This is a genomic window from Bradyrhizobium sp. AUGA SZCCT0177, from assembly GCF_018130125.1.
Classification (GTDB): Bacteria; Pseudomonadota; Alphaproteobacteria; order Rhizobiales; family Xanthobacteraceae; genus Bradyrhizobium.
Window position 1 is genome coordinate 115,009 of sequence record NZ_JAFCMA010000010.1, and the last position, 22,616, is coordinate 137,624.

Here is a 22,616-nt window from a genome sequence, read left to right on the forward strand (position 1 = left end):
GTACGAAGCTTGCCGCGCTTAACAAGGGTTGGCGCCACCAATGACTGATCATCCGTCGCCGCCGAAGCTGGGCATGACAGACGCGGAGCTCGCGGTTCATCCGACTGTGTTCGCGGCGGATGCTCTCAAAAGTCAGGTCGTGCTGGTGTCGGGCGGCGCCGGCGGCATCGGGCGAGCGATCGCCTGGCTGTTTGCGCGGCTCGGCGCGCATGTCGCCGTGGTCGGGCGCGATCAGGGCAAGCTCGATGCGCTGGTGGCCGAAATGGCCGGACGCGGCCTGAAAGCATCGGCCCACACCGCCGACATCAGGGAGCCCGACGCAGTCGACGCCCTGTTCGACGCCGTCTGGGACGCCCATGGAAGGCTCGATATTCTCGTCAACAGCGCCGGCGGGCAGTTTCCGCAAGCCGCGATCGACTTTTCCGTGAAGGGCTGGAACACGGTCATCAACACCAACCTAAACGGCACCTGGTACATGATGCAGGCCGCCGCGCAACGCTGGCGTGACCGCAAGCATCCCGGCAGCATCGTCAATATCGTGGTGGTGACGACACACGGGCTCTACGGCATCGCGCATTCGGTCGCGGCGCGAGCCGGCGTGATCGGGCTGTCGCGCGCCGTCGCCGTCGAATGGGCGCCGCTGAACATCCGCGTCAATTGCGTGGCGCCCGGCGCGATCGAAACCGAGGGCTGGAACGTCTACACGCCGGAAGCCCGCGCCGCCTATCCGCGCTCGAACCCGATGATGCGCGCGGGGTCGCCCTGGGACATCGCGGAAGCCAGCGTCTACCTCGCCGCCCCATCCGGCAAATTCGTCACCGGCGAAACGCTGACGGTCGACGGCGGCGGTCAGCTCTGGGGTGAGACCTGGACCACCGGCAAGCCGGACTATTTCGGCGGCGACAGGTGATGTGCTAGTCGATCCCGCATGCCCCGCTATCGCCTCGCCATTTTCGATTTCGACGGCACGCTCGCCGACTCGCTTCCCTGGTTTCGAACCGTTTTTCACGACCTGATCACGAAGTTCGACCTCGCGCCCGTCAGCGCCGAGGAACTGGAGGGATTGCGCGGACGCTCGGGCCGCGAAATCATCGCCCGCCTCAACATGCCGATGTGGAAGCTTCCAGCCATCTCGCGCGACATACGGAGGCGCAAGCTTGCGGCCGCAAACCAGATATCGCTGTTCAACGGCGCCTCGCAACTGCTGGCCGACCTGCAGAGCCTCGGCATCCACACCGCGATCGTCAGCTCCGACAGCGAAGCATCGGTACGCCAGGTCCTCGGTCCTTCCGCGGCGCTGATCGAGCGCTTCGACTGCGGCGCCTCGCTCTTCGGCAAGCATCACAAATTCAAGCGCGTTGCGCGGCAGCTCGGAACAAGTGCTTCCGAAGTCCTCTGCATTGGCGACGAACTCCGCGATATCGAAGCCGCCAAGACCGCCGGGATGGATTCAGGCGCGGTGGCGTGGGGCTACGCCCTGCCCGCCGCGCTGCAGGCCGCCGGGCCGACGCATTTCTTCCAAACGTTGGAAGAGATCAAACAAGGGCTCACGATCGCCTGATTGAACCGTCACGCCTTTTTCTGCAGCACCGTCACATGCAGGCGGCGGCGGATTTCCATTCCCTGGCGCCGATACAGCGCGATGGCGGATTCATTGCTGGTAAACACATGCAGAAACGGAATTTCTCCCCGCGCCACAATCTGACTGGCCACTGCACCGAGCAACGCCTGCGCGTAGCCGCGGCCGCGATACGAGGGATGTACGCAGACGGCGGTCATCTCGGTGTAATTGCCGGGCTTCATGCGCTCGCCGGTCATCGCGACGAGCTGGCCATCGACCCGGATGCCGAGAAACGTTCCCAGTTCATGGGTTCGCGTACGAAGGGACCGGGTTTTGTCAGCTCGACCAGCGCGATCATCTCGGGCACATCGGCGGCGCCGAGCGTGACGATGTCCACGCCGGGAAGCGAACTTTGCGCTGGTGTGCCGACCATCTGCTCTCCGGTCTCGGCAAGCAGGGTTTTGAAGTCATCCGGCACGCTGACCGCTTCTGACGTAAACAGCACAGCGATCTCGGTTCCGGACATCAACGCGCCAAGGGCTGCAAAGCTTTCGGGTGACATGTCCACCATGTCAGCGAATGGCGCGATCGTGAGCGGAAAGCGCCGCGCCACGGCACCGCCCTCCGCCAGCGCCTGCTGCCGGGTCGTTAGAGCGCTCCAGATGGGCTGATCGAGCGGATGGGTCATGGTTTTGCTGGCGCAAGTCCGCTCAAAGCACGCAGCCATAATGCGCCGACGACACCAGCCGGATATATTTGTCGTGCACCGAGCCGCGCCGCACCCGTGCCGCGTCAGGCGCGCGCCAGTCGGCCATGCGCCGGGCGATCTCCTCGGGCGACACGTCGAGGGTGACGGTGCGAGCGCCGGGATCGATCACGATGATATCGCCGTCGCGCACCGCCGCGATCGGCCCGCCACGCGCCGCTTCCGGCGAGACATGGCCGATCAGGATGCCGTGCGAGACGCCGGAGAAGCGCCCGTCGGTGATGAGCGCGACATCCTCACCGAGGCCCTGCCCCTGCAACTGGATCGTCAGCATTACCATTTCGGGCATGCCCGGCCCGCCGACCGGACCGACATTGCGCACCACGATCACATTGCCGGCCACGATCTCGCCGGCGCGGATCGCAGCCATCGTGGCAGCCTCGGACTCGAACACGCGGGCCGTGCCGCGAAATTGTCCGTTGTCGAGCGTCTTGCCCGACAGCTTGAGCAGGCAGCTTTCGGGCGCGAGATTACCCTTCAGGACACTGATATGGTTGTTCGGTGGCGCGACCGGATTGGACACCGGGGAAACAATTTCCTGCGGGCCGATCTGCTCCAGTGTCGGCACATCAGCGAGGTTTTCCGCCAGCGTCTTGCCGGTCACGGTCATGACGTCGCCATGCAGCAGGCCGTTGCGCAGCAGTTCCTTCATCACGACAGGCACGCCGCCGATCGCATGCAGGCTTCCCATCGCGAACGGTCCGTGCGGCTGCAGATTGGCCAGCAGCGGCACCCGCTCGCCGACCTGCTGGATGCGTTCGATCCCAACCGGCACCTGCGCCTCGCGCGCGACCGCGAGCAGGTGGAGATACATGTTGGTCGAACCGCCCATCGCGTAGACGGTCGTGATCGCGTTCTCGAAGGCACGCTCGGTCATGATGTCGCGCGGCCGGATGCCGGCCTCGATCAGCCGGTACAGCGCGTCGACCGAAGCACGGGCCTGCGCGCGGACGTCGGCATGGATATCGCTGCCGGCATGGTAGTCGGCGGGATGCGAGGCGCCGCGCGGCAGCATCATGCCGATCGCTTCCGCTATCGTGCTCATCGTGTTGGCGGTGAACATCGCACCGCAGGTCCCGCTGCCGGGCATCACGTTGCGTTCAATTTCAAGGAACTCTTCCGACGAGATGCGACCGGAATCGTTGGCCGCGCGCGCCTCGGCGTAATCCATCACCGTCAGATTGTTGCCCTTGGCGGCCCACGCCCCGAACGACACCCGGCCCGGCGAACTGGTGCCAGGATAGAGCACGAGACCGAAGGCATTGGTCCGCGCGAGCGGCATCAGGGCGGCAGCTCCTGTTTTGTCGCAGCCGGAGATCACGATCATGGCGTCGCCATGGTGCGCGTAGTGGCCGATCTCGAAGCAATCGGCGACGACGTCACGCGATGCCAGGCTGTAGCCCGCCGTCGGCGTGCCCTGCGTCAGCGCGTCCGACACCGCAGGCGCCCCCACGATCAGCCCCTGCCCGCCTCGTTCGGCGAGAAGTTCGACGAGCAAATCCGTAATGGTACGCACGCGATTGTTGCAGCGATGCGCGTTGGTATAGGCGCTCGCAATCGTCACGACGGCGCTGGTCTTCGCGGCGCGGTCCGGTTCGAAGCCGGCGGCACGCAATTCGACGCGGGCTTTCTTCCAGTAGGTGCTGCTGTCTTCAACCATTATTGTTTATTTGCCCCTTGCATGCTGATCGAACGCGCTGAGCACGGCGAGCGTCAACGCCGTGATGCCGGTCTGGATAGTCGGCTTCGGCACCGGCGCGAACAGCGGTGAATGATTGCCCGCCAGCGGCGTACCGGCCTTGTTTGCCGCCATCCATCGTTCAGGCTCGTAGACGCCGATATTGAACATCATCGACGGCACCCCGGCTCCGGCGAACTCGGAAAAATCCTCGCTTGTCGTGTTCGCCGGCGTCTGCCTCAATTTTTCGCCGAACGCCGCCTTGAGCACTTTCTCGGCGGTCGCGACCACGCCAGGATCGTTGATCACGGCCTTGGTGCCCTCCGCGATATTGATCTCCGGTGGCGGCGCATCCGACATCGCAGCGGCGGCCTTCGCCACCCGTTCGATACCCGCCACTAACTTGTTGCGCACCGCGGGCTTGAAGGTACGAATCGTCCCCAGCAGCGTTGCCTCATCCGGGATGATATTCCCGACCGTGCCGCTATGGATCGACCCAATGGTGACAATCGCGAATTCGGTCGGATCCTTTTCGCGGCTGATCACACTCTGCACATCGACGATGAAGCGCGCCGCCATCATCACGGGATCGATGGTCAGCTGCGGCATCGCACCGTGACCGCCGCGGCCACGGAACTTGATATAGAGGCCGTCGACAGTGGATGAGCCGACACCGACGCGATAGTTGACATTGCCGTAGGGAACGCCGCCGGCATGCAGGGCAAAGGCGAAATCGGGCTTCTGAAATCGCGTGAACAGGCCGTCATCCAGCATGGCCTTCGCGCCTTGCACGATTTCCTCGGCCGGCTGCGCGATGAACATCAGCGTGCCCTTCCACTGGTCCTTCAGGCCTACCAGTGTCTTGGCCGTTCCGACCCAGTTCGCCATGTGGATGTCGTGGCCGCAGCTATGCGCGACGAACGTCTCCCGGCCGTTCCAGGTGGTCTTTTCGCGGCTCGCATAGTCGAGGCCGGTCTTCTCCTCCATCGGCAGCGCATCGAGCTCGGTGCGCACCAGAATGGTGGGGCCGTCACCGTTCTTGTAGATCGCAACCAGCCCGGTCCTGCCGACCTTCTCGGTGACCTCAAAATCAAGCGCGCGCATCTCGGCGGCGAGTTTTGCCGCGGTCTTTACCTCCTGAAAGGCGAGCTCAGGATGGGCATGGAGGTCCTTGTAGAGCGCATCGAGTTTTGGATAGTCCGCCTCGAACGATTTTTCGATTGCGGCCTTGAGAGCGGGAACGTCCAACTCGGCATGTGCGGGCCAGAGCGGGAGGGCGCAGAGCGCCGCGGACACGAGCAAGGATTTGACAGAGTGCTTCATGGCGGTGACGCTCCCTTGTTTCCCCGGTGTTGTTCTTATCGGCAGCTTGGACGACGGCTTGTTGGGTGTCTAGCCGGTTTTACCGTCGTCAAAGCTCACGATCACGGCAGCGTTGGCGATCAGGATAGGATCGTTGCCCAGATCGGACGGGATCTCGAGCCCGCCCGCGATCGCCTTCACGGTCTTGGTGCCATATGGCAATTCCTTGGCGACCCCCGCGGTATCCACCGCCTCGGGGTTCGGCACGGCGATGGTGACATCGACGTACATATCGTTAGCGGTCTTGCCCAGCATCCGGAAGAAGCCGAGGCTGGAATGGCGGATCGCGTCCGAGACCGCGCGCTTCGCGGCCTTGGTGGCGTCGCGGCCATGAACATCAACGCCCATGCCCATTTCGGTAATACAGCGCACGCGTGCCATCAGGTTTTTGCTTTCGTTGGAGTGCGGGGGATATCAGTCTTGGCGCAGAGTTTCGCGCCATGGCGGTCCGAACGCAAGCGGCCGACCGAAAGCGACCAAGCAATCCGCTCCTTCTTGACGCGGCGGGATTCGCAAACTGATCACTGGCGATCCCTGAGCTTCCGAACAGCCGTCGTCAGACGATCGATTTCGTCCTCCGTATTATAATAGTGAGGCGAGGCGCGCACGATCGAAGGTAATGCGCGCCGCTTCGCGTCGAGCAGCGTGCTCGCAGGGTCCGACGTGCTGACATTGATCCCCGCGCCGGCCAGATGCGTCTTCACCGCATCGGCCCCAAAGCCAGGGACGGAGAATGTCACGATCGCCGCCGGATGCGGTCCGAGGTCATGGACCGTTACATCCGGAATCTGGCCAAGCCCGGTGCGCAGCAGGCCGGCCAACGTCCGGCAACGCGCGGCAATCGGCTCGATTCCGATCGCTTGCGCATAGTCCACCGCGACACCGAGCCCTAATCTTGCGGCGTAGTTGTTCTCCCAGGTCTCGAAGCGACGGGCGTCAGGCCGAAGCTGGTAGCGATCGGGCGCCACCCACGGCGCTCCAAAATGATCGATCATCGGTGGCTCGAGCTTGCCCAGCAGTTCGCGACGCACATACAAGAATCCCGTCCCGCGCGGACCGCGCAAGAACTTGCGTCCAGTCGCCGAAAGCATGTCGCAGCCAAGCGCCGCTACGTCGACTGGCATCTGTCCAACGGCCTGACACGCGTCGAGCAGATAGGGAATCCCGTGCGCCCGTGCGATGCGGCCGACGTCAGCCGCAGGATTCACCAGGCCGCCATTCGTCGGCACCCAGGTGATCGCGATCAGACGCACGCGCTCGTCGAGCATCCGCTCCAGCGCTTCCGCATCCAGCACGCCGTTTGCGTCATCAGGGATGATCTCGATCACCGCCCCCGTGCGCCTGGCGACCTGCAGAAACGCAACGTAATTCGCCGCGTATTCGGCCCGCGCGGTCAGGATGCGATCGCCGGCGCGCAGTGGCAGGGCGTAAAAGGCCATTTGCCACGCCACAGTGGCATTTTCGGTCAGCGCGATCTCATCCCTGGCGGCGCCGATCAGACCGGCAACACTGTCGTAGACGCCGTCAAGGCGTGGTGCAGCCTCGGCGGCCGCCTCGTACCCCCCGATCTCGGCCTCTCGCCTGAGGTAGTCTGTCATCACCTGCAGCACCGGCAAGGGCATCAGGCCGGCGCCGGCATTGTTGAGATGGACACGGCTGACAACACCGGGTGTCTCAGCGCGAAGGCGTTCAAGATCAATGGACATGAGCAATCCGGTTTCAGACGAACCGGGGAAGCCTACCAGACCAGCCGTGTCCCCGGAGCGGTGGATCTGGCATAGCGAAAAAAAGAAACAGACCCTGTCGGAATCCCGTCCCCTCGTTCGTCCACCCGATGAGCCCACGCCGACGAAGGCCCAATAATCCTCGCTGATCTGCCTGTCGACCCTGCCCGGACCACTTTTCCCTCCAAAACACCGAGCCTGCCATTTCATCCCAACCGACAAGGACATCCGTCATGACTTCCATCACGCCGTTCCTCTGGTTCGACAACAACGTCCCCGCGGCCGTCGCCTTCTACAAATCGGTGTTTCCCAACGCCAAGGTCGAGGTCGTCAATGATTTCATGGCGAGTTTCGAACTCGAGGGGCAGAAGTTCAACGCCCTCAATGGCGGCCCCAAGTACAGGTTCAACGAGGCGGTCTCCTTCTTCATCAGCGTCGAGACCCAGGAAGAGGTGGACTATTTCTGGAGCAGGCTGACCGCCGATGGCGGCGAGGAATCGCAATGCGGATGGCTCAAGGACAAATTCGGCCTGTCCTGGCAGGTGATCCCTACGGCACTCGGTCGTTACCTCGGCGATCCCGATCGCACGAAGGCCGATCGCGCCATGCAGGCCATGATGAAGATGCGAAAGATCGTTATTGCCGATCTCGACAAGGCGTTTGCCGGCTGATCCCTGACACCGCAAGGTGATCAAGGTGACAACGAGCCCGGGCGCGCTAATACGTGCCCGGGCCCATCCATAGATACGGGGCGGGTTGAATGCTGCCGCGGCGGAGGGGGTGTGTTATGATATCAGGCGCATATCGGAGGATATCGACCTGCTTACCCGTGCCGACCACCTGACCTCGTTGCCGGAGAACGTGCTGAGCCTGGCGGTCGCGCAGCGCGCGTGGAACGGCGTGAGCGTCGACGTCAGCGAGTATCATTGCGCCGGCCGGGTGGTTCATCCGCTCCGCCACCAGACCGAAACCCGCCTCAGCGTGGTGCTGGAAGAGGTCGGAGGCCACTGCGAACCACGCCTGCGCGAAGATCAGCCCTGCCCGATCGACTATATGCCCCGGCACATGCACTTCGCGCCGGCGGGTCTAGAGATGTGGGGCTACAACGCCGACGCGCGCATTGTGAAAGACGCCACCCTGAGCTTCGACCTTGCGGTATTGGGTGAGCGGCTGGCCACCGGCTTCAACGCCGATGCGAGTACTGCGCCGCGGTTGCGCTTTGCTGATGATCGAATATGGACCCTGGTCAGGCTGCTGTCCGACGCGGTGAACGATCCCGATCCGTCGGCGCAACTCTATGGCGATGGGTTGGTCGCGGCGATCGCGGCGCGGCTGTTCGCCGATCCACCTGCACCGGGCGCGGATGCCAAGGGGTTGGCACCCCACCAGCTTCAGCGCGTCATCGAATATCTTAACGCGCATTTGCCGGGGCGTGTTGAACTTGCGCGTCTGGCAGAGCTGGCGGGCCTGTCGCAGTCGCAGTTCAGCCGGGCGTTCAAGGCTTCGACCGGGATGGCGCCCTACCGCTGGCAGCTCGACGCCCGCATCCGGCGCGCGCAGGCGCTGCTAATCGATACCAGCGCTTCGCTCGACGACGTGGCTGAAGCCACCGGTTTTGCCGACGCGGTACATTTCGGGCGCACGTTCCGGAAACTCACCGGCGCGACACCGGCGGCGTGGCGATACGACCGAAAAAACTGAGCCCATAGCAGTTTTGAACTGCCGGCAGCAGAATCGAACAGTGCCTTTCCCACACGGCAGAATAAATAGTCGCCCGACCGGACAGGCGGGCGAGCTGCCTTGAGTGCGTGACGACACCCGCCTTCCGGAATTTCTCACCCCCGGAACGCAGCAGATGACCGCTCAATCCATCGACTATGACAGCCTGATGCAGGCGAACCTCGCGCGGGTGTTCGGCGAGCGCGACGCCTCGCGCCGGCTCAAAGCCGTCACCGAACTCTATGCCGACAACGCGACATTGTATGAACCACCGGATGCCGCGGCGACCGGCCATGCCGCCATCAGTCAGGCGGTGGAAGCATTGCTGGCGAACCTGCCGCCCAATTTCGTCTTCACTTCGGTTGGTCCCGCTGTCGGTCATCACGCCATGGGACGGCTGCGCTGGCGGTCCGGTCCACCCGATGGTCCCGCCGCAGTAACCGGAACCGATGTCGCCAAGATCGAAGGCGGCCGAATCCAATCCCTCCACGTCTTTCTCGATCCCACCGGCGCCTGAGCGCCTGCACATTCCAAGGAGTATTCATGCCTGCCAAGACCGGCCTCGACGCCCTGCTTCGCCCGGAAGACAGCATCCTGGTGCTGATCGACCATCAGCCGTACCAGTTCACCAATCTGAACAGCCACGAGCCGACGATGATCATCAACAACGTCATCGGTCTCGCCAAGACGGCGAAAGTGTTCGACGTGCCGACGATCCTGACCACAGTGATCGAAGAGCGCGGCGGCTATATCATCAAGGGTCTCCAGGATGTGTTCCCCGAGCAGAAACCGATCGACCGCACCTTCATCAACACCTGGGAAGACCCAAAGGTTACCGACATCGTCAAGAAGAGCGGGCGCAAGCAGCTGGTGCTGGCCGCGCTCTACACCGAGATCTGCCTTGCGATGCCGGCGATCCAGGCGCTCGCCGAAGGGTATGACGTCTTCATCGTCACCGATGCATCAGGCGGCGTCTCGCTGGAAGCCCACGACATGGCGGTGCGCCGCATGGTCGCCGCCGGCGCGGTGCCGATCACCTGGCTTGCGGTGCTGGGCGAATGGCAGCGCGACTGGGCGCGCGAGAAGACCGCGGCCGGCGTCGCGGCCGTCGTTCTCGAACATGGCGGCGCCAGCGCTGTCGCGCTGGCCTGGGAACTGCAGTTGCTCGCCGGTCGCGCCGGGGCCGGCGTCTGAAGAGCGACGCCATGCCCATCACGCCAGCGCCAATCCGTATCGGCTACGCCCTGTCATTGACCGGTCCGGTCGCCGACAACAGCAAATCGGCCCGGCTCGCCCACGAGATATGGCGCGAGGACATCAACCGACGGGGTGGGCTGCTCGGCCGTCCCGTCGAACTGATCTGCTACGACGATGGCGCGGACGCTTCGCGCGTCCCCGGCATATACCGACGTCTGTTGGACGATGATCGCGTCGATCTCGTCATCGGCGGCTACGGCACCAACACCATATTGCCAGCGATGCCTGCCATCATGGAGCGGCAGCGCTTTTTCGTCGGGTTGATGGGTCTCGGCGTCAACCACGCGCTGCTCTATCCGAACTACTTCGCGATGATTCCGACCGGCCCTGATCCGAACGCCGCCCTCACCGAAGGGTTCTTTGCGCTCGCCGCAGAGCAGAAGCCCAAGCCTGCCACGGTGGCGCTGGTTTCTGCGGACGCCGAGTTCTCGCGCAATCCTGTCCTCGGTGCGAAGGCGAATTCCGAAAAGTACGGTTTCCGGATCGTCCACGAGGCCACCTATCCGCTGACCACTGACGATTTCACACCTGTGATCGACGCGGTCGCCGCAACCGATTGCGATCTGCTGTTTCTCTGCTCCTACCTCGCCGACTCGATCGGCCTCGTGCGAACCATCCACGGACATCGCTTTCGCCCCAAAATGGTCGGCGGCGCCATGATCGGTCCGCAGAACACGGCGGTGAAAACCACGCTCGGACCATTGCTCAACGGCTTCGTGAACTACGAATATTGGGTGCCGATCCCGAAGCGGATGCTTCCCGGCGTTCAGGAAATGCTGAACACCTACCAGGCGCGCGCTGGCGAAGCTGGCGTCGATCTCCTCGGACATTACATGGCACCGCTCGCCTATGCCCAGATGCAGGTGGTGACGCAGGCGGTCGAAGCGACCGGTGGCTTCGACGATTCAAGCTTTGCGGCATACACCCGCGCCGCGACGTTTCACACCGTGATGGGCGATATCAAGTTCGGCGCAAAAGGCGAATGGGCAGAACCACGGGTTCTGCAGGTCCAATTCCAGGGAATATCCGGCCACGATGTCAGCCAATTCCGCAACGGGTCGCGGCAAATCGTGGTTTCACCACCGGGCTTCGCTTCCGGTGATCTTCGCTTTCCCTACGCCGCCGCACTCGCTTTCGCCTAGCCAGGCCCGGGCGCGCCAACAGCGCCCCGGGTTTGCTTATCCGATTATGCCGAAGCCGGCACCTGCGCCGCTTGCGCGTTGGCGTTCGCCTTGGGGAACGGCTTGAAGGTCATCGCGATCAGGAACGCGCCAAGTCCCATGGCCCAGGAGCCGACATAGAGCCACGTGTAGCTGCCAAGGGTATCGTAGATCAGACCGCCGGCCACCGGGCCCATGGCCATGCCGAGGCTGCCGGCCATCGCGGTCCCGCCGATCACGGTGCCCATCATCTTCAGCGGAAAATTCTCGCGCGCGATTGCAGCATAGAGTGGCATCGTGCCGGCATAGATGAATCCGAACACCGCCGCGACAGCATAGAAGCCGGCAAGGTCGCGGACGAACACATAGGCCAGCGCGCCGAAGGCCTGCACCAGCAATCCCGCGACCAGAACGCGCTTGGCGCCTAATTTGTCGCCGAGGATGCCGAACGCGACACGGCCGCCGAGCCCTGTGAGCCCCTCGAGGCTGTAGATCGAAACCGCCGCGATCAGCGGGATGCCACAGCTGACGGCATAGCTGACGGTGTGGATGATCGGACCCGAATGGGTGGCGCAGCAGAAGAAATTCGTCAGCAGCAGGATCGCGAACTGCGGCGAACGCACCGCCTCGCCTACCGACATCTCGGTTTGCTGCTCGCCGTTTGCCAGAGCTGGGGCGTTGGCCGCCGCGAGCGCCGGCGGGCGCCGCACCAACAGCGATACCGGAATCATGATCACGGCAACGATACCAGCCACGATCTGCAGCGTCGTTCGCCAGTCGTGGACCGAGACCAGCCAGGCCACCAGCGGCGCCATGGTCATGGGCGCTATTCCCATGCCGGCCGACACCAATGAGACCGCGAGACTGCGATTTGTATCGAACCAGCCGGTGACGCAGGCCATCATCGGCGCAAAGATCGCGGCAATGGCGCCGCCGACCAGAACGCCGAAGATGAACTGGAACGCGAGCAGCGAAGTCGCCACGCTGGCGAGCAAGAGGCTTCCGGCCAGCACCAATGATCCCGTCAGCACCACCGGCAGCGGTCCGAAGCGGTCGGACAGGCTGCCCCAGAGCATGCTGCAGCACGCCATGGCCAGGAAACCGATCGTCATCGCGCTCGATACGCCTGCGACCGACCAGCCGGTATCCCGCGTGATCGATTGCAGCAGCACCGGCAGGGAAAACATCGCCCCGGCCGCGACGCAGCCCAGCGTGCCGCCGGCCACGACGATCACCCAACGATAGCGAGAATGGTCCATTACAAATCTCCGTTTTGGCGCTTCTCGGTTCAAGACGTTTGAGAAGCGCCAAAGGCGACATGATCAGGATAATATTTTAGAGCATATGGCCGGTTCAGGAACTGGCAGCAGGTGGCATCTTGTCGAATTTCGGCAATGCCGGATCGAGATCGTCCCAGGCGTGGCCACGTATTCCGTAGGTGACGGCCTGCGGCTTGAAGCGGCCGGGATCGTCGAGGCTTGCCGCGTGCACGGTGAAGAGATCCGGCATGGCAGCAAAAGTCAGATACACCGGCGACCCGCAGGCCGGGCAAAAACTGTGCGTCTTCACATTGCCGCTGTCGCCGACGACGTCGCAATGCGCCGCCTGGCCTTCCAGCTTCACGCCCTTCCTGCCCATGAAGGTCAGATAGGAGCCGTGCCCGGTGCCGCTCCTGCGCTGACAATCCTGGCATTGGCAGTGATTCATAAAGGCCGGTTCGCCGGAAATTTCATAACGGATCGCGGCGCAGGCGCAGCCGCCGGTAAAAGCTTTGCTCATGTTGTTCCTTTTCGTGGGGGTGATGCGAGGTAATCTGGATTTCGAGAGCAGGATCAGCACCGGGCAACACCATTTCACCGGCGAGAAATCAGCTTCAGCCATGGCGCCAGATGAAAGGCGCTCATCAGCAAATACATCGGGACCATTCCGCTCAGCGGTGACGCCGGCGAACACAACGCCTCCACCGCTCCCCCGCCAAGGACGGCAGTCAGCAACGCCATGATCGCGAAGGTCGGCGCGGCCGCGAGGTACAGAAATTCGGCGGCGCCGGTCGCGGCCGCGTTGCCGTTGTTACGAGGAATCGCGCCGGTGCTGCGTGCGACGCCATGCGTCTCACTCATGGTCCTTCTCCTGCGTTACTGCTACCTGGCTGCTTCCGCTCGCACAGCACCTGCGCGAGCGGTGGCTGACCTCGCCGGATTAGCCGCTTTGCTTGCGCATGGCGGCCTCGCCGGCGTCCGACACCTCGGCCCACTTTTTGTCGGGCGCGGCGTCCGGGACGTAGCTGTCGTGCCAGTTCCACCATTTGTAGGTTGGCGTCTGCGGCGTGCCTTCCGGAGAATCCTCCCAGACCTCCTGGCGGCCGAACGGCGTGATGTCGAGGTAGTTCCAGGTGCCGCCCATCTGCTCATCGCCGCGGTTGTTGATGAAGTAGGTCCGGAAGACCTTGTTGCTATCGCGGATGAACACGTTGGTGCCGTGCCATTCGTCGACGCCGAAGTCCTTGTCGAAGCTGTCGGTGACGGTGTACCAGGGCATATCCCATTCCATCCGCTTTTTCAGCCGCGCGATGTCCGCCTGCGGCGCGCGCGAAACGAAGACGAGCGTGGTGTCGCGGGCGTTCAGATGGGCGACGTGGGCGACCTGGTCGGCCACCATGGAGCAACCGCGGCAGGCTTGCTCGGGCCAGCCATGCACGCCGGGCTCGTAGAACGCGCGGTAGACGATCAGCTGGCGGCGGCCATCGAACAGGTCGACCAGGCTCACTCTGCCGCCGGGTCCTTCGAACGCGTAACTCTTCTCCACGGCCATCCACGGCATCCGCCGGCGCTCGGCCGCCAGCGCGTCACGGGCGCGGGTATTGGCTTTTTCCTTCACGAGCATCTGCTGGCGCGCAGCTTCCCACTCCTTTGCCGAAACGACATGAGTCTCCATTGCTAGAGTCATAGCTAGCCTCCTGTTGGTTGCGATGCTTGTTGCGTTACGCGTCGTGCTGCAGTGTCAGGCCGGAAGCCGCCGGTCGTATTCGTCTCGCAGCCTGCTCCAGCCTTCCCAGAACGGCGCCGGCTCCTTGCCGGATGCGCGTGCGACCAGGACATCGAGATGCATATGCCAGCCGGCGCTGACCTTGAGCATGGTCGAGCGATCGGGCAGACGGCGATGGATCACCGTCAGCAGCACGCCCTGCCCCCTTGGCTCCAATTCAAACGTCACGTCGCCGCTGTTGTTCCAGGCGATGGAAAGCTTGCGCATCGGATCGAGTTCGGTGATCCGGCTTTGCATGCGGTGCTCTTCGGGGAAATCGGCCGGCCGCGGGCTTGGCGGATCGTTGAGCTCGCCGTTGCGCCAGACGAATTCGACGGGTGCGCCGATCTTCATCTCCATCGCGCCTGCCGCCAGCCATTTGCGGCGCAGGTCGCTGTCGATGAGATAGGCCCAGATGCGCTCGATCGGACCGGGCAACAGCCGCTGGATTTTCAGCGTCGTCGGTTCGATCAGCGCGCCGTACGCATCGGGTGTCTTCGCATCCATCGTTCTATTCCTTCACGTCTTGCTTTTCTTTGCCGCCGCTTCGTCTTCGGCGCGCAACAGGGATTCCAGCGTGTCGAGTTTTTCATTCCAGAAGCGCTCATAACGCCGCAGCCACTCATTGGCCTCCGCAAGCCGCGCCGCTTGCAGGCGGCAGAGATGGGTGCGGCCCTGGATCGTGCGCGTCACGAGGCCAGCGTTCTCCAGCACCCGCACGTGTTTCGAGGCGCCCGCAAAACTCATGCTGAACGGGGTCGCCAGCTCCCCGATCGTGAGTTCGCGTTCCGCGAGCTGGCCGAGCATGGCCCGCCGCGTCGGGTCAGCAAGGGCATGAAAGACGGCGTCCAAATGAGCGTGTTGTTCAACCATGTGGTTTAACATAGTCGCCTGAAACGGATTGTCAACCGATCGGTTTAACTTCTTCGTGATGGGTTCCGCGGGGGTTCCGGTGGCCTATTCTTACTTTGCATGGGGTTGTTTTCGCGATTTTGTGTTGTGCAGCCTTTGTCAGGTCGCCAACTAGCCGTCCGGCACGGTGTAGACGTCGCAGGGCGCGGCGATGCCGCGCAGAGGATGCGTTCCCAGCGGGATCAGTTTTGCGGTGGTCTCACGAGCGACTGCGCCGGAAATCAAAACCGTTCGGCCGAGCGGCCGGCAAAGTCCCTCGAGCCGGCTGACCAGATTGACGGCGGGACCGATCGCGGTGAAATCGAGCCGGTCCGCCGCACCGACATTGCCCCAAAGGATCTCGCCGAGATGCAGCGCGGCGCCAAACGCCAGCGATGGCAACTCCTGCTCTCGCCTGATCCCATCAAGATGCGCCATCCCGGCTTGCGCGGATGTGACGGCACGAAGCGCCGCGTTGCAGGCATCGCCGAGATTTTCCCCAGTGACTGGAAAGATCGCCAGCATGCCGTCGCCGATGAATTTCAGCACCTCGCCGCCGAAGGCGTGAACGGCGCCGGCCATGCAATCGAACCAGGCATCGAGCGCGGTGATGACGGAAGCCGGCGGCGAAGTCTCGGACAGCGCGGTGAAGCTGCGCAGATCCGCATAGAGCAACGCGGCACGGATGGTTTCGCCGACATCGCGCCGTAGCGGTCCCGCCATAACGCGTGCCGCACTGCGCCGGCCAAGATAGGCCTCGAGCGTTGCGGTCAGCGTCGCGCGCGCTGAAAGTGCTGCAAGTGGTGCCGCGGCAAAACGGGCGACCTCACGCAACCGGGCGATCTCTGTTGCCGTGAACTGACGCGGCCCGATCCATGAGAGCACCGGTCCATCCGGTCCCGGCCCCACGACGTCTTCATGCACCATTCCGCCCGCGAGCCCGGCCAGCCAACGCCAGCCGGCATCGCCAGCGGAATGATTCTGTGCTGCATCTGCCGGCGCAAAACCCACCGCCTCGATCACCTCGCCGTTCTCGGCTCGCCACAACCAGGTGCGGCGCGCAATGATCGGATGCGGAACCGCGAGCGTCAGGGCGCCGCCGACGAGCGGCAGATTATCAGCGATCAAATGCGCACCGAGTTCGGCAAGGAACCGGTCCGCACCCGGTGAAGCGCCCGCCGCATCGACCAACCATGTCAGCGTCGAATTGAGTTGCATGGGCCGATCATGTGGCAGCGGCGCGTCATTGTCATCAACCGCCCTTGGTAAATCCGCGCGCGGGCATATCTTCGCATCGGTTGCACCTTCTTCATGCCAACGAGCAACGAGGTTTTCGATGACTGAAGCGTTCGTCGTCCAGCGCGAGACCCACATTGCGGCACCACGCGCCAGCGTGTTCGCCTTCCTCACCGATCCCGACAAGATCGTGCAATGGATGGGGACCGAGGCGACGACGGAGATGCATCCGGGCGGGCTCTATCTGTTGAAAGGCGTTGGCAGCGCCACCGCGCGCGGCGCCTTCCGCGAGGTCGTGCCGGTGCACCGCCTCGCCTACAGTTTTGGTTGGGAAACCAACGACGAGGTGCCGCCGGGATCAAGCCTGATCGAAATCGATCTGATAGAACAGGATGGCGGCACGCTGCTGCGCATGACGCACAGTGGCCTTCCCAACGAGACAACCCGCGCCAGCCATGACAAGGGTTGGGCGCATTATCTCGGCCGGCTGACCTCAGCCGCCGCCGGTCAAGATCCTGGTCCCGATCGGGGCCCGAACGGCACGCGCGACGTTGCTTGATGTCGCCTACCCTGCACGCCAATCTCATTTCCTGCTTATTTCAAATTGCGGCACGCCAGCGTGAAACGATTCCGAGATTCCGAGCGCTGAGTTTCGTCGTCAGCGCCACTCGAAATGACGTTCCTGCGCCAGCATGCCGGTGATCCAATCAACAAAGGCGATGATTTCCGGGTTGGCGCGGTCCTCGCGGCGATAGAGCAGCCGGTGAGCGACGGCAGGAATGCCGAGCGGCCCGAAAGGCATCGTCAATGCGCCCCGGCGCAGATGGTCACCCGCCTGCAAGGTCGATTCGAGAGCGAGGCCAAGCCCGTCTGCCGCGACAGCAAGCGCAAGATGGGCCCGGTCGAATTGCAGGCCGCGCGGATTGAGCGGCACCAGCCGCGCGTGCCTGGCCGACCATTGGTCCCACGGCACCACGCAACGCAGCGAGTGGATCAGCGGCACGCGGGCGATATCGGCAGGGCTCGTCAACCGATGCTCGGCGACGAAGCCTGCGCTCGCCAGCGGCACGATCAACTCCTCGACGAGCGGCACCGCCTCGCAGGATTCCGGCACCGGACGCGCATACTGGATATCGACCAGGATGCCGTCCTGGCCGAGCCGCGCCGGCTCGTGACTGGCGTAGAGCGCAATGTCGATCGCCGGGTGCTCGCGCAGGAACTGGCCGAGCCGTGGCACCAGCCAAAGCGTCGCGAAGCTTGGCGAGGCGTGGATCGGCAGTCGGCGCACGCCGGCGCCGGAGGCGACGCGGCTGGTTGCGGTCACGAGCCGGGCGAAGCTCTCGCCTATCGATGCGCTGTAGGTCAGCGCCTCCTCCGTCGGGATGACGGTTCGCTTGACGCGCAGGAACAGCGGGCGCCCCAGCGTGCCTTCCAGCGCGCGCATCTGATGGCTGATCGCAGAAGGCGTCAGGTTCAACAGCCTGGCCGCACCGACAAAGCTGCCGGTTTCCATCACGGCGCGGAAGGTCAGCAGCCACTGCAGGGGCGGCAACTCGCCAATCATTGACGAATATAGCTCATCGATTCAGGCATCCTTATTCGCTTTTGTTGCCCCATTTGCCCATGCTAGCACGCATGAATGAGGAATGCAGCTCATCAAAAGAAGCTGCTAGCGATCGGGAAGAGACGTCACCCGCCATCGTGGGGGGCGAAGACCGGCAGGCGGCGCAAGCCCCTGGTGGTCGCTGTATGCCGCCTGGTACGCGGCACGGCACTCGCTGTTTCCGTCGATTCCTCACTGGATGAGGCTGGCCCGATCGTCGATCGGCCGAAGGCGGAAGGCGCACCAACATGAACCTGCATCGCATGCTCCTGGAACGGAAGGCGGCCGGACGGCCGGTCACGGTCGCCATCATCGGCGCCGGAAAATTCGGAACGATGTTCCTCTCGCAGGCCCGCAACACCGACGGCATGCACATCGTCGGCGTCGCTGACCTCAACACCGCGCGCGCCCGCTCGCAGTTGCAGCTGGCCTGCTGGCCGCAGGAGCAATATGCCGCCGCCTCGATCGAGGACGCGCTCAAGAATGGCGCGACGCATATCACCGACGATGGTGACAAGCTGGTCACCCATCCCGGAGTCGAGGTCGTCATCGAAGCGACGGGCGATCCCGGCGCCGGCATCCGTTTCGCGCTGAAAGCAATCGAGCACGGCAAACACATCATCATGGTCAACGTCGAAGCCGACGCCGTCGCCGGCCCGATCCTGGCCCGCAAGGCGAACGCGGCCGGCGTTGTCTATTCGCTCGCCTGGGGCGACCAGCCGGCGCTGATCGCCGACCATGTCGACTGGGCGCGCGCGGCAGGCTTCAAGGTGGTGTCGGCCGGCAAGGGCACGCGCTACCACCCGACTTATCACCAGTCGACCCCCGACACGGTCTGGGACATTCTCGACAAGTACATGAAGATCAAGGATCGCAACTCGATCAATCCGAAGATGTTCAACAGCTTCGTCGACGGCACCAAGTCGGGCATCGAGATGACCGCCGTCTGCAACGCGACCGGCCTTCACGCGCAGGCCAACGGCCTCTCCTTCCCGCCGGCGACACGTTTCGAGCATGCCGAGATATGCAAGCCGAAATCGGACGGCGGCGTTCTGGAGCGCAGTGGCGTTACCGAGGTCACCTCCTCCGTCTATCGCGACGGCACCGATGTCGCCAACAGCCTGGTCATGGGGACCTATGTCGTCTTCGAGAGCGACAGCGCCTATAGCGAGGAGTGCTTCCGCGAGTACAGCATGCTGCCGGACAAGACCGGCAAATACTCCTGCCTGTACCGGCCGATCCACATGATCGGGCTGGAACTGGGCATCTCGGTCGCCTCCGCCGCTCTGCGCAAGGAGCCGACCGGCGCGCCGATCATGTTCAACTCGGATGTCGTCGCCACCGCCAAGCGCGCGCTCAAGGCCGGCGAGATGCTCGACGGCGAAGGCGGCTTCTGCGTATGGGGCAAGCAGACGCCCGCCTCGGCTTCGCTCGATGAAGGTTATCTGCCGCTCGGCCTCGCCCACAACGTCAAGCTCAAGACCGACATCGCCGAAGGCCAGCGCCTGAAATGGAGCGACGTCGCGTACGACCCCGCCAATCTCGCCGTAAAAGTCCGGCGCGAGATGGAGGCGGCCTTCGCGCGCCCCAACACCCGCGTCGCCTGACCGACTTCATGACGGGGCGCCGTTGCGCCCCGCCATCGCCCCAGAGCCCGAACAACGGGCCGAACCACAACCGAGGAGGACTAACCATGACGACCAAGGGACGAAGCTATCTATCCCGCCGCGCCATGCTCGGCGGGCTCGCGACCAGCGCGGCGCTGATCGGCATGCCGGGCGTGCTCAGGGCCCAGAAGCTCAGTTGGATCGGCGCCAGCGCAGCCTCGCAGCAGGATTTCATCGGCATCAGCCTCGATTTCTTCAGCAAGCGCGTCGCCGAACTGAGCAAGGGCCAGATCGAAATCACCGGCCACCACGGCGGCGCGCTCGGCGGCGAACGCGAGCATGTCGAGGCCGTCCTCCAGGGCGCGATCCAGATCGCAACGCCGGGCCAGGGTGTGGTCGCCGGCTGGTACCGCCCGGCAGAGGTCTGGACCCATCCCTATTTGTTCAAGGACGTCGCCCACAAGGATCGCGTGTGGGACACGATGCGCGCCGAATATCAGGATGACATCGCCAAGACCTCCAAGCTGCGGCCGCTCGGCGCGATCCCGCGCATGCCGCGCATGCTCTCCTGCAACCGGGTGGTGAAAGTGCCAGCCGACATGAAGGGGCTCAAAATCCGCGTGCCGGAAACCGCGCTCTGGCGCCGCACCTTCGAGCTGTTCGGCGCCTCGCCTACCCCGCTTCCCTTCCCCGAAGTTTTCCAGGCCCTGAAGTCGAGCGTGATCGACGGCCAGGAGAACCCGATGGGCCTGACCTACAATTCCGGCATCTTCGACGCCAACACCCATCTGTCGCTGACCGAGCACATGATGCAGGACAACTGCGTCGTCATGAGCGAACAGGCCTACCAGAAACTGAGCCCGGAGCTGCGCCAGGCCGTCGACCAGGCCGCGCGCGACATGGAAGCCGAGATGCGGCCGAAGGTGATCGGCGACGACGTTCGCATCCTGGAACTGATCAAGGCCAAGAAGATCGTGATCTCCGAGGTCGACAAGGCGGCCTTCACGGCGACCGTGAAGGGCCTGACCACCGAGTTTCCGGCCGGCAAGAAATGGGCCGACCGCATCGGCCAGATCGCCTGATGCGTTCAGACCCGCTGCGGACGCGCACCGCTTCGGTCCACGGCCGAGGCGGCGCGTGAGCGCGTCCGGGGCGGGCAATTGTTGTTTGACAGCGGAGCATCCCGCATGAAGGCGCTCATCGGCAGGCTATCGGACGGCATCACCGAGATCGCCAAGTTCGCGCTCGGGCTCTGCGTCGCGGCGATCGTGCTGATCACCCTCGCCGCCGTGTGGTGGCGCTATGTCATCAACGCACCGATTGCCTGGGTCGAGCAGGTCTCCAACATCCTGTTCATCTGGATCACCTTCATCGGCGCGGCGGTACTCTACCGGCAAAAGCTGCATATCGGCGTCGACATGTTCATCGGCATGCTCAAGGGACGCGCCCAGCAGGTGATGTTCTGGGTGATCGAACTCGCCAACCTGACCTTCATCATCGTGCTGTTCATCTACAGCCTGAAACTCTCGATCGACGTCCTGCCCAACACCTATGGCGCGCTCGATATCACCCCGGCCTTCTTCTATTTCTCGGCGCCGGTCTCCTGCGCGATGATGATGCTCTACTTCATCGAGAAGATCGTCGATCCCTCCAAGCGGCAGCCTGACGGCTTCGCGGGGGATTTCTGAGATGAGCACCGTTCTGATCGGCGGCTTCTTCCTGCTGCTCGCCCTGTCGGTGCCGATTGCCTTCGCGATGGGGCTCGCCACTATCGGCGCGATCTTGACCCATGGCTCGCTGCCGATGTCGATCCTGGCGCAGCGCACGCTGGTCGGCGCCGATTCCTACGCGCTGCTCGCAATCCCCTTCTTCATCCTGGCCGGAAACCTGATGAATGGCGGCGGCATCACCCACCAGATCATCAGCCTCGCCAACGCCATGGTCGGCCGGTTCCGCGGCGGTCTGGCGCTGACCTCGGTGACGGCGGCGATGATCTTCTCCGGCCTGTCGGGCTCGGCGGCGGCCGACGCCTCGGCGCTCGGCAAGGTGCTGATCCCGGCGATGAAGAAACAGGGCTATGGCGGCGGTTTCGCCGCGGCGCTAATGGCGTCGGCCTGCGTCAACGGACCGATCATCCCGCCCTCGATTCCGCTGGTCATCTACGGGCTATCCGCAGGAAAGGGCGTCTCCATCATCGCGCTGTTCCTCGGCGGCATCGTGCCGGGCGTCCTGCTTGCGCTGTCGCTGATGGTCGCGGCCTACTGGATTTCGGTGACGCGCAATTACCCGGTCTCGGAAGCCGTGCCGATCCGGCAGATTCCGCGGCTCTTCCTGCCGGCAAGCTGGGCGCTCATGATGCCGGTGATCATCCTGATCGGCGTCACCGGCGGCATCGTCACGGTCACCGAAAGCGCCACCATCGCCGTGGTTTACGCCGCCTTCATCGGCTTCTTCGTCTACCGGGAGCTCAGCCTCAGGACGATCTGGCCGATCCTGATCCAGACCGCCCTCGACACCGCGCTGGTGATGTTCATCATCGCGCTGTCTTCGGGTTTCGGCTGGCTGCTCGCGGTGTCGGGCACGCCGCGCGCACTCGCGGTCTGGATCGGCTCCCTCTCCTCGGATCCGACGATCATCCTGATGATGATCAACGTCTTCCTGCTCATCATCGGCATCTTCATGGAGCCGCTGCCGGCGATGTTCATTCTGATCCCGGTGCTGGTGCCGGTGGTCCAGGCCGTCGGCATCGACCTCGTCCATTTCGGACTGGTGATGGTGTTCAACCTCTGCCTCGGGCTGATCACGCCACCGGTCGGCATCCTGCTCTACATCTGCGCCAACTTCGCCGGCGTGAAGCTGGAAGAGGAGAGCCGTGAACTCGGCCCCTTCCTGGGCGCCGGGGTCGCGGTGCTGATCATCATCTCGCTGTTTCCCGCGACGGTATTGTGGCTACCGAAACTGCTTGTGGGCTACGGCCAGTAGCGGCAGCGGCGGAGCCTTTGGAGGTGCTCGATAGAGCGCCTCCGCA

Annotated in this window: 24 protein-coding genes and 1 pseudogene; 12 read left to right on the forward strand and 13 right to left on the reverse strand. The window is 63.8% G+C overall.

The genetic code is table 11. The features are described from left to right. The first annotated feature begins 73 nt into the window (after positions 1–73). Positions 74–910, forward strand: a complete 837-nt coding sequence (locus JQ597_RS14010; protein WP_249135717.1) for an SDR family oxidoreductase — start codon at positions 74–76, stop codon at positions 908–910. Between the two features lie 18 nt (positions 911–928). Next, the gene (locus JQ597_RS14015; protein WP_212264851.1) at positions 929–1,561 is read left to right on the forward strand and encodes an HAD hydrolase-like protein; all 633 of its coding nucleotides are present in this window, start codon (positions 929–931) and stop codon (positions 1,559–1,561) included. A gap of 8 nt (positions 1,562–1,569) precedes the next feature. On the opposite strand, the pseudogene JQ597_RS14020 reads toward JQ597_RS14015, so the two are convergent. The 5 genes and pseudogenes from JQ597_RS14020 to JQ597_RS14040 form a co-directional block, all read right to left on the reverse strand. Beyond that, positions 1,570–2,249 (reverse strand): annotated as a pseudogene (locus tag JQ597_RS14020) (GNAT family N-acetyltransferase). A gap of 22 nt (positions 2,250–2,271) precedes the next feature. Further along, positions 2,272–3,987 (reverse strand): dihydroxy-acid dehydratase, encoded by a 1,716-nt coding sequence (ilvD, locus tag JQ597_RS14025; RefSeq protein ID WP_212264852.1) that lies wholly within the window; start codon positions 3,985–3,987, stop codon positions 2,272–2,274. A gap of 6 nt (positions 3,988–3,993) precedes the next feature. Further along, positions 3,994–5,328 (reverse strand): amidohydrolase, encoded by a 1,335-nt coding sequence (locus JQ597_RS14030; protein WP_212264853.1) that lies wholly within the window; start codon positions 5,326–5,328, stop codon positions 3,994–3,996. 69 nt (positions 5,329–5,397) lie between these two features. Beyond that, positions 5,398–5,748 carry a Lin0512 family protein gene (locus JQ597_RS14035; RefSeq protein ID WP_212264854.1) on the reverse strand — a complete coding sequence of 117 codons (351 nt, stop codon included), beginning with the start codon at positions 5,746–5,748 and terminating at the stop codon, positions 5,398–5,400. A gap of 140 nt (positions 5,749–5,888) precedes the next feature. Next, positions 5,889–7,073 (reverse strand): aminotransferase class V-fold PLP-dependent enzyme, encoded by a 1,185-nt coding sequence (locus JQ597_RS14040; protein ID WP_212264855.1) that lies wholly within the window; start codon positions 7,071–7,073, stop codon positions 5,889–5,891. Between the two features lie 251 nt (positions 7,074–7,324). Between JQ597_RS14040 and JQ597_RS14045 the strand changes: the two genes are divergently transcribed. The 5 genes from JQ597_RS14045 (at position 7,325) to JQ597_RS14065 (ending at position 11,209) form a co-directional block, all read left to right on the forward strand. Further along, positions 7,325–7,762, forward strand: a complete 438-nt coding sequence (locus JQ597_RS14045) for a VOC family protein (protein ID WP_212264856.1) — start codon at positions 7,325–7,327, stop codon at positions 7,760–7,762. An 85-nt stretch (positions 7,763–7,847) separates the two neighbouring features. Then, a complete protein-coding gene (locus JQ597_RS14050) occupies positions 7,848–8,792 on the forward strand; it encodes a helix-turn-helix domain-containing protein (RefSeq protein WP_249147844.1) in 945 nt (314 codons plus the stop codon). A gap of 154 nt (positions 8,793–8,946) precedes the next feature. Further along, complete coding sequence (locus JQ597_RS14055) at positions 8,947–9,327, forward strand: nuclear transport factor 2 family protein (protein WP_212264857.1); 381 nt, start codon at positions 8,947–8,949, stop codon at positions 9,325–9,327. Positions 9,328–9,353: 26 nt separating this feature from the next. After that, a complete protein-coding gene (locus JQ597_RS14060; RefSeq protein ID WP_212264858.1) occupies positions 9,354–10,004 on the forward strand; it encodes a hydrolase in 651 nt (216 codons plus the stop codon). 11 nt (positions 10,005–10,015) lie between these two features. Further along, positions 10,016–11,209 carry an amino acid ABC transporter substrate-binding protein gene (locus tag JQ597_RS14065; protein ID WP_249147845.1) on the forward strand — a complete coding sequence of 398 codons (1,194 nt, stop codon included), beginning with the start codon at positions 10,016–10,018 and terminating at the stop codon, positions 11,207–11,209. A gap of 44 nt (positions 11,210–11,253) precedes the next feature. Here the strand turns inward: JQ597_RS14065 and JQ597_RS14070 are convergent, their stop codons facing one another. The 7 genes from JQ597_RS14070 to JQ597_RS14100 all read right to left on the reverse strand — a co-directional run bounded on the left by JQ597_RS14070 (position 11,254) and on the right by JQ597_RS14100 (position 16,360). Further along, entirely contained in the window at positions 11,254–12,486 is a 1,233-nt protein-coding gene (locus JQ597_RS14070) for an MFS transporter (protein WP_212264859.1), read from the reverse strand. A 94-nt stretch (positions 12,487–12,580) separates the two neighbouring features. After that, the gene (locus JQ597_RS14075; RefSeq protein WP_212264969.1) at positions 12,581–13,006 is read right to left on the reverse strand and encodes a GFA family protein; all 426 of its coding nucleotides are present in this window, start codon (positions 13,004–13,006) and stop codon (positions 12,581–12,583) included. Between the two features lie 74 nt (positions 13,007–13,080). Then, positions 13,081–13,347 carry a hypothetical protein gene (locus tag JQ597_RS14080; protein ID WP_212264860.1) on the reverse strand — a complete coding sequence of 89 codons (267 nt, stop codon included), beginning with the start codon at positions 13,345–13,347 and terminating at the stop codon, positions 13,081–13,083. A gap of 79 nt (positions 13,348–13,426) precedes the next feature. After that, entirely contained in the window at positions 13,427–14,173 is a 747-nt protein-coding gene (locus JQ597_RS14085) for a DUF899 domain-containing protein (RefSeq protein WP_212264861.1), read from the reverse strand. 54 nt (positions 14,174–14,227) lie between these two features. Further along, a complete protein-coding gene (locus JQ597_RS14090) occupies positions 14,228–14,758 on the reverse strand; it encodes an SRPBCC family protein (RefSeq protein ID WP_212264862.1) in 531 nt (176 codons plus the stop codon). A gap of 12 nt (positions 14,759–14,770) precedes the next feature. Continuing rightward, positions 14,771–15,136 carry an ArsR/SmtB family transcription factor gene (locus JQ597_RS14095; RefSeq protein WP_349628831.1) on the reverse strand — a complete coding sequence of 122 codons (366 nt, stop codon included), beginning with the start codon at positions 15,134–15,136 and terminating at the stop codon, positions 14,771–14,773. Positions 15,137–15,274: 138 nt separating this feature from the next. Beyond that, positions 15,275–16,360, reverse strand: coding sequence for an adenylate/guanylate cyclase domain-containing protein (locus tag JQ597_RS14100; RefSeq protein ID WP_212264864.1), 1,086 nt, complete (start codon positions 16,358–16,360; stop codon positions 15,275–15,277). 118 nt (positions 16,361–16,478) lie between these two features. On the opposite strand from JQ597_RS14100, the gene JQ597_RS14105 reads away from it, so the two are divergent. Beyond that, positions 16,479–16,937 carry an SRPBCC family protein gene (locus tag JQ597_RS14105; protein ID WP_212264865.1) on the forward strand — a complete coding sequence of 153 codons (459 nt, stop codon included), beginning with the start codon at positions 16,479–16,481 and terminating at the stop codon, positions 16,935–16,937. A 99-nt stretch (positions 16,938–17,036) separates the two neighbouring features. Here the strand turns inward: JQ597_RS14105 and JQ597_RS14110 are convergent, their stop codons facing one another. Next, complete coding sequence (locus tag JQ597_RS14110; protein WP_212264866.1) at positions 17,037–17,942, reverse strand: LysR substrate-binding domain-containing protein; 906 nt, start codon at positions 17,940–17,942, stop codon at positions 17,037–17,039. A 287-nt stretch (positions 17,943–18,229) separates the two neighbouring features. On the opposite strand from JQ597_RS14110, the gene JQ597_RS14115 reads away from it, so the two are divergent. From JQ597_RS14115 to JQ597_RS14130, 4 genes are all read left to right on the forward strand, one after another. Continuing rightward, positions 18,230–19,588: an NAD(P)H-dependent oxidoreductase gene (locus JQ597_RS14115; RefSeq protein WP_212264867.1), complete on the forward strand. Its 1,359-nt coding sequence runs from the start codon at positions 18,230–18,232 to the stop codon at positions 19,586–19,588. 86 nt (positions 19,589–19,674) lie between these two features. After that, positions 19,675–20,670, forward strand: coding sequence for a TRAP transporter substrate-binding protein (locus JQ597_RS14120; protein WP_212264868.1), 996 nt, complete (start codon positions 19,675–19,677; stop codon positions 20,668–20,670). Positions 20,671–20,775: 105 nt separating this feature from the next. Next, positions 20,776–21,276 (forward strand): TRAP transporter small permease, encoded by a 501-nt coding sequence (locus JQ597_RS14125; RefSeq protein ID WP_212264869.1) that lies wholly within the window; start codon positions 20,776–20,778, stop codon positions 21,274–21,276. A gap of 1 nt (position 21,277) precedes the next feature. Next, positions 21,278–22,570, forward strand: a complete 1,293-nt coding sequence (locus tag JQ597_RS14130) for a TRAP transporter large permease (RefSeq protein ID WP_212264870.1) — start codon at positions 21,278–21,280, stop codon at positions 22,568–22,570. The last annotated feature ends 46 nt before the right edge of the window (positions 22,571–22,616 follow it).

Excerpts from the sequence above, each read along its gene's own strand:
- JQ597_RS14010 (WP_249135717.1), top strand. The coding sequence starts at position 74 with ATGACAGACGCGGAGCTCGCGGTTCATCCGACTGTGTTCGCGGCGGAT.
- JQ597_RS14015 (WP_212264851.1), top strand. The coding sequence starts at position 929 with ATGCCCCGCTATCGCCTCGCCATTTTCGATTTCGACGGCACGCTCGCC.
- ilvD (WP_212264852.1), bottom strand. The coding sequence starts at position 3,987 with ATGGTTGAAGACAGCAGCACCTACTGGAAGAAAGCCCGCGTCGAATTG.
- JQ597_RS14030 (WP_212264853.1), bottom strand. The coding sequence starts at position 5,328 with ATGAAGCACTCTGTCAAATCCTTGCTCGTGTCCGCGGCGCTCTGCGCC.
- JQ597_RS14035 (WP_212264854.1), bottom strand. The coding sequence starts at position 5,748 with ATGGCACGCGTGCGCTGTATTACCGAAATGGGCATGGGCGTTGATGTT.
- JQ597_RS14040 (WP_212264855.1), bottom strand. The coding sequence starts at position 7,073 with ATGTCCATTGATCTTGAACGCCTTCGCGCTGAGACACCCGGTGTTGTC.
- JQ597_RS14045 (WP_212264856.1), top strand. The coding sequence starts at position 7,325 with ATGACTTCCATCACGCCGTTCCTCTGGTTCGACAACAACGTCCCCGCG.
- JQ597_RS14055 (WP_212264857.1), top strand. The coding sequence starts at position 8,947 with ATGACCGCTCAATCCATCGACTATGACAGCCTGATGCAGGCGAACCTC.
- JQ597_RS14060 (WP_212264858.1), top strand. The coding sequence starts at position 9,354 with ATGCCTGCCAAGACCGGCCTCGACGCCCTGCTTCGCCCGGAAGACAGC.
- JQ597_RS14065 (WP_249147845.1), top strand. The coding sequence starts at position 10,016 with ATGCCCATCACGCCAGCGCCAATCCGTATCGGCTACGCCCTGTCATTG.
- JQ597_RS14070 (WP_212264859.1), bottom strand. The coding sequence starts at position 12,486 with ATGGACCATTCTCGCTATCGTTGGGTGATCGTCGTGGCCGGCGGCACG.
- JQ597_RS14075 (WP_212264969.1), bottom strand. The coding sequence starts at position 13,006 with ATGAGCAAAGCTTTTACCGGCGGCTGCGCCTGCGCCGCGATCCGTTAT.
- JQ597_RS14080 (WP_212264860.1), bottom strand. The coding sequence starts at position 13,347 with ATGAGTGAGACGCATGGCGTCGCACGCAGCACCGGCGCGATTCCTCGT.
- JQ597_RS14085 (WP_212264861.1), bottom strand. The coding sequence starts at position 14,173 with ATGACTCTAGCAATGGAGACTCATGTCGTTTCGGCAAAGGAGTGGGAA.
- JQ597_RS14090 (WP_212264862.1), bottom strand. The coding sequence starts at position 14,758 with ATGGATGCGAAGACACCCGATGCGTACGGCGCGCTGATCGAACCGACG.
- JQ597_RS14095 (WP_349628831.1), bottom strand. The coding sequence starts at position 15,136 with ATGTTAAACCACATGGTTGAACAACACGCTCATTTGGACGCCGTCTTT.
- JQ597_RS14100 (WP_212264864.1), bottom strand. The coding sequence starts at position 16,360 with ATGCAACTCAATTCGACGCTGACATGGTTGGTCGATGCGGCGGGCGCT.
- JQ597_RS14105 (WP_212264865.1), top strand. The coding sequence starts at position 16,479 with ATGACTGAAGCGTTCGTCGTCCAGCGCGAGACCCACATTGCGGCACCA.
- JQ597_RS14110 (WP_212264866.1), bottom strand. The coding sequence starts at position 17,942 with ATGATTGGCGAGTTGCCGCCCCTGCAGTGGCTGCTGACCTTCCGCGCC.
- JQ597_RS14115 (WP_212264867.1), top strand. The coding sequence starts at position 18,230 with ATGAACCTGCATCGCATGCTCCTGGAACGGAAGGCGGCCGGACGGCCG.
- JQ597_RS14120 (WP_212264868.1), top strand. The coding sequence starts at position 19,675 with ATGACGACCAAGGGACGAAGCTATCTATCCCGCCGCGCCATGCTCGGC.
- JQ597_RS14125 (WP_212264869.1), top strand. The coding sequence starts at position 20,776 with ATGAAGGCGCTCATCGGCAGGCTATCGGACGGCATCACCGAGATCGCC.
- JQ597_RS14130 (WP_212264870.1), top strand. The coding sequence starts at position 21,278 with ATGAGCACCGTTCTGATCGGCGGCTTCTTCCTGCTGCTCGCCCTGTCG.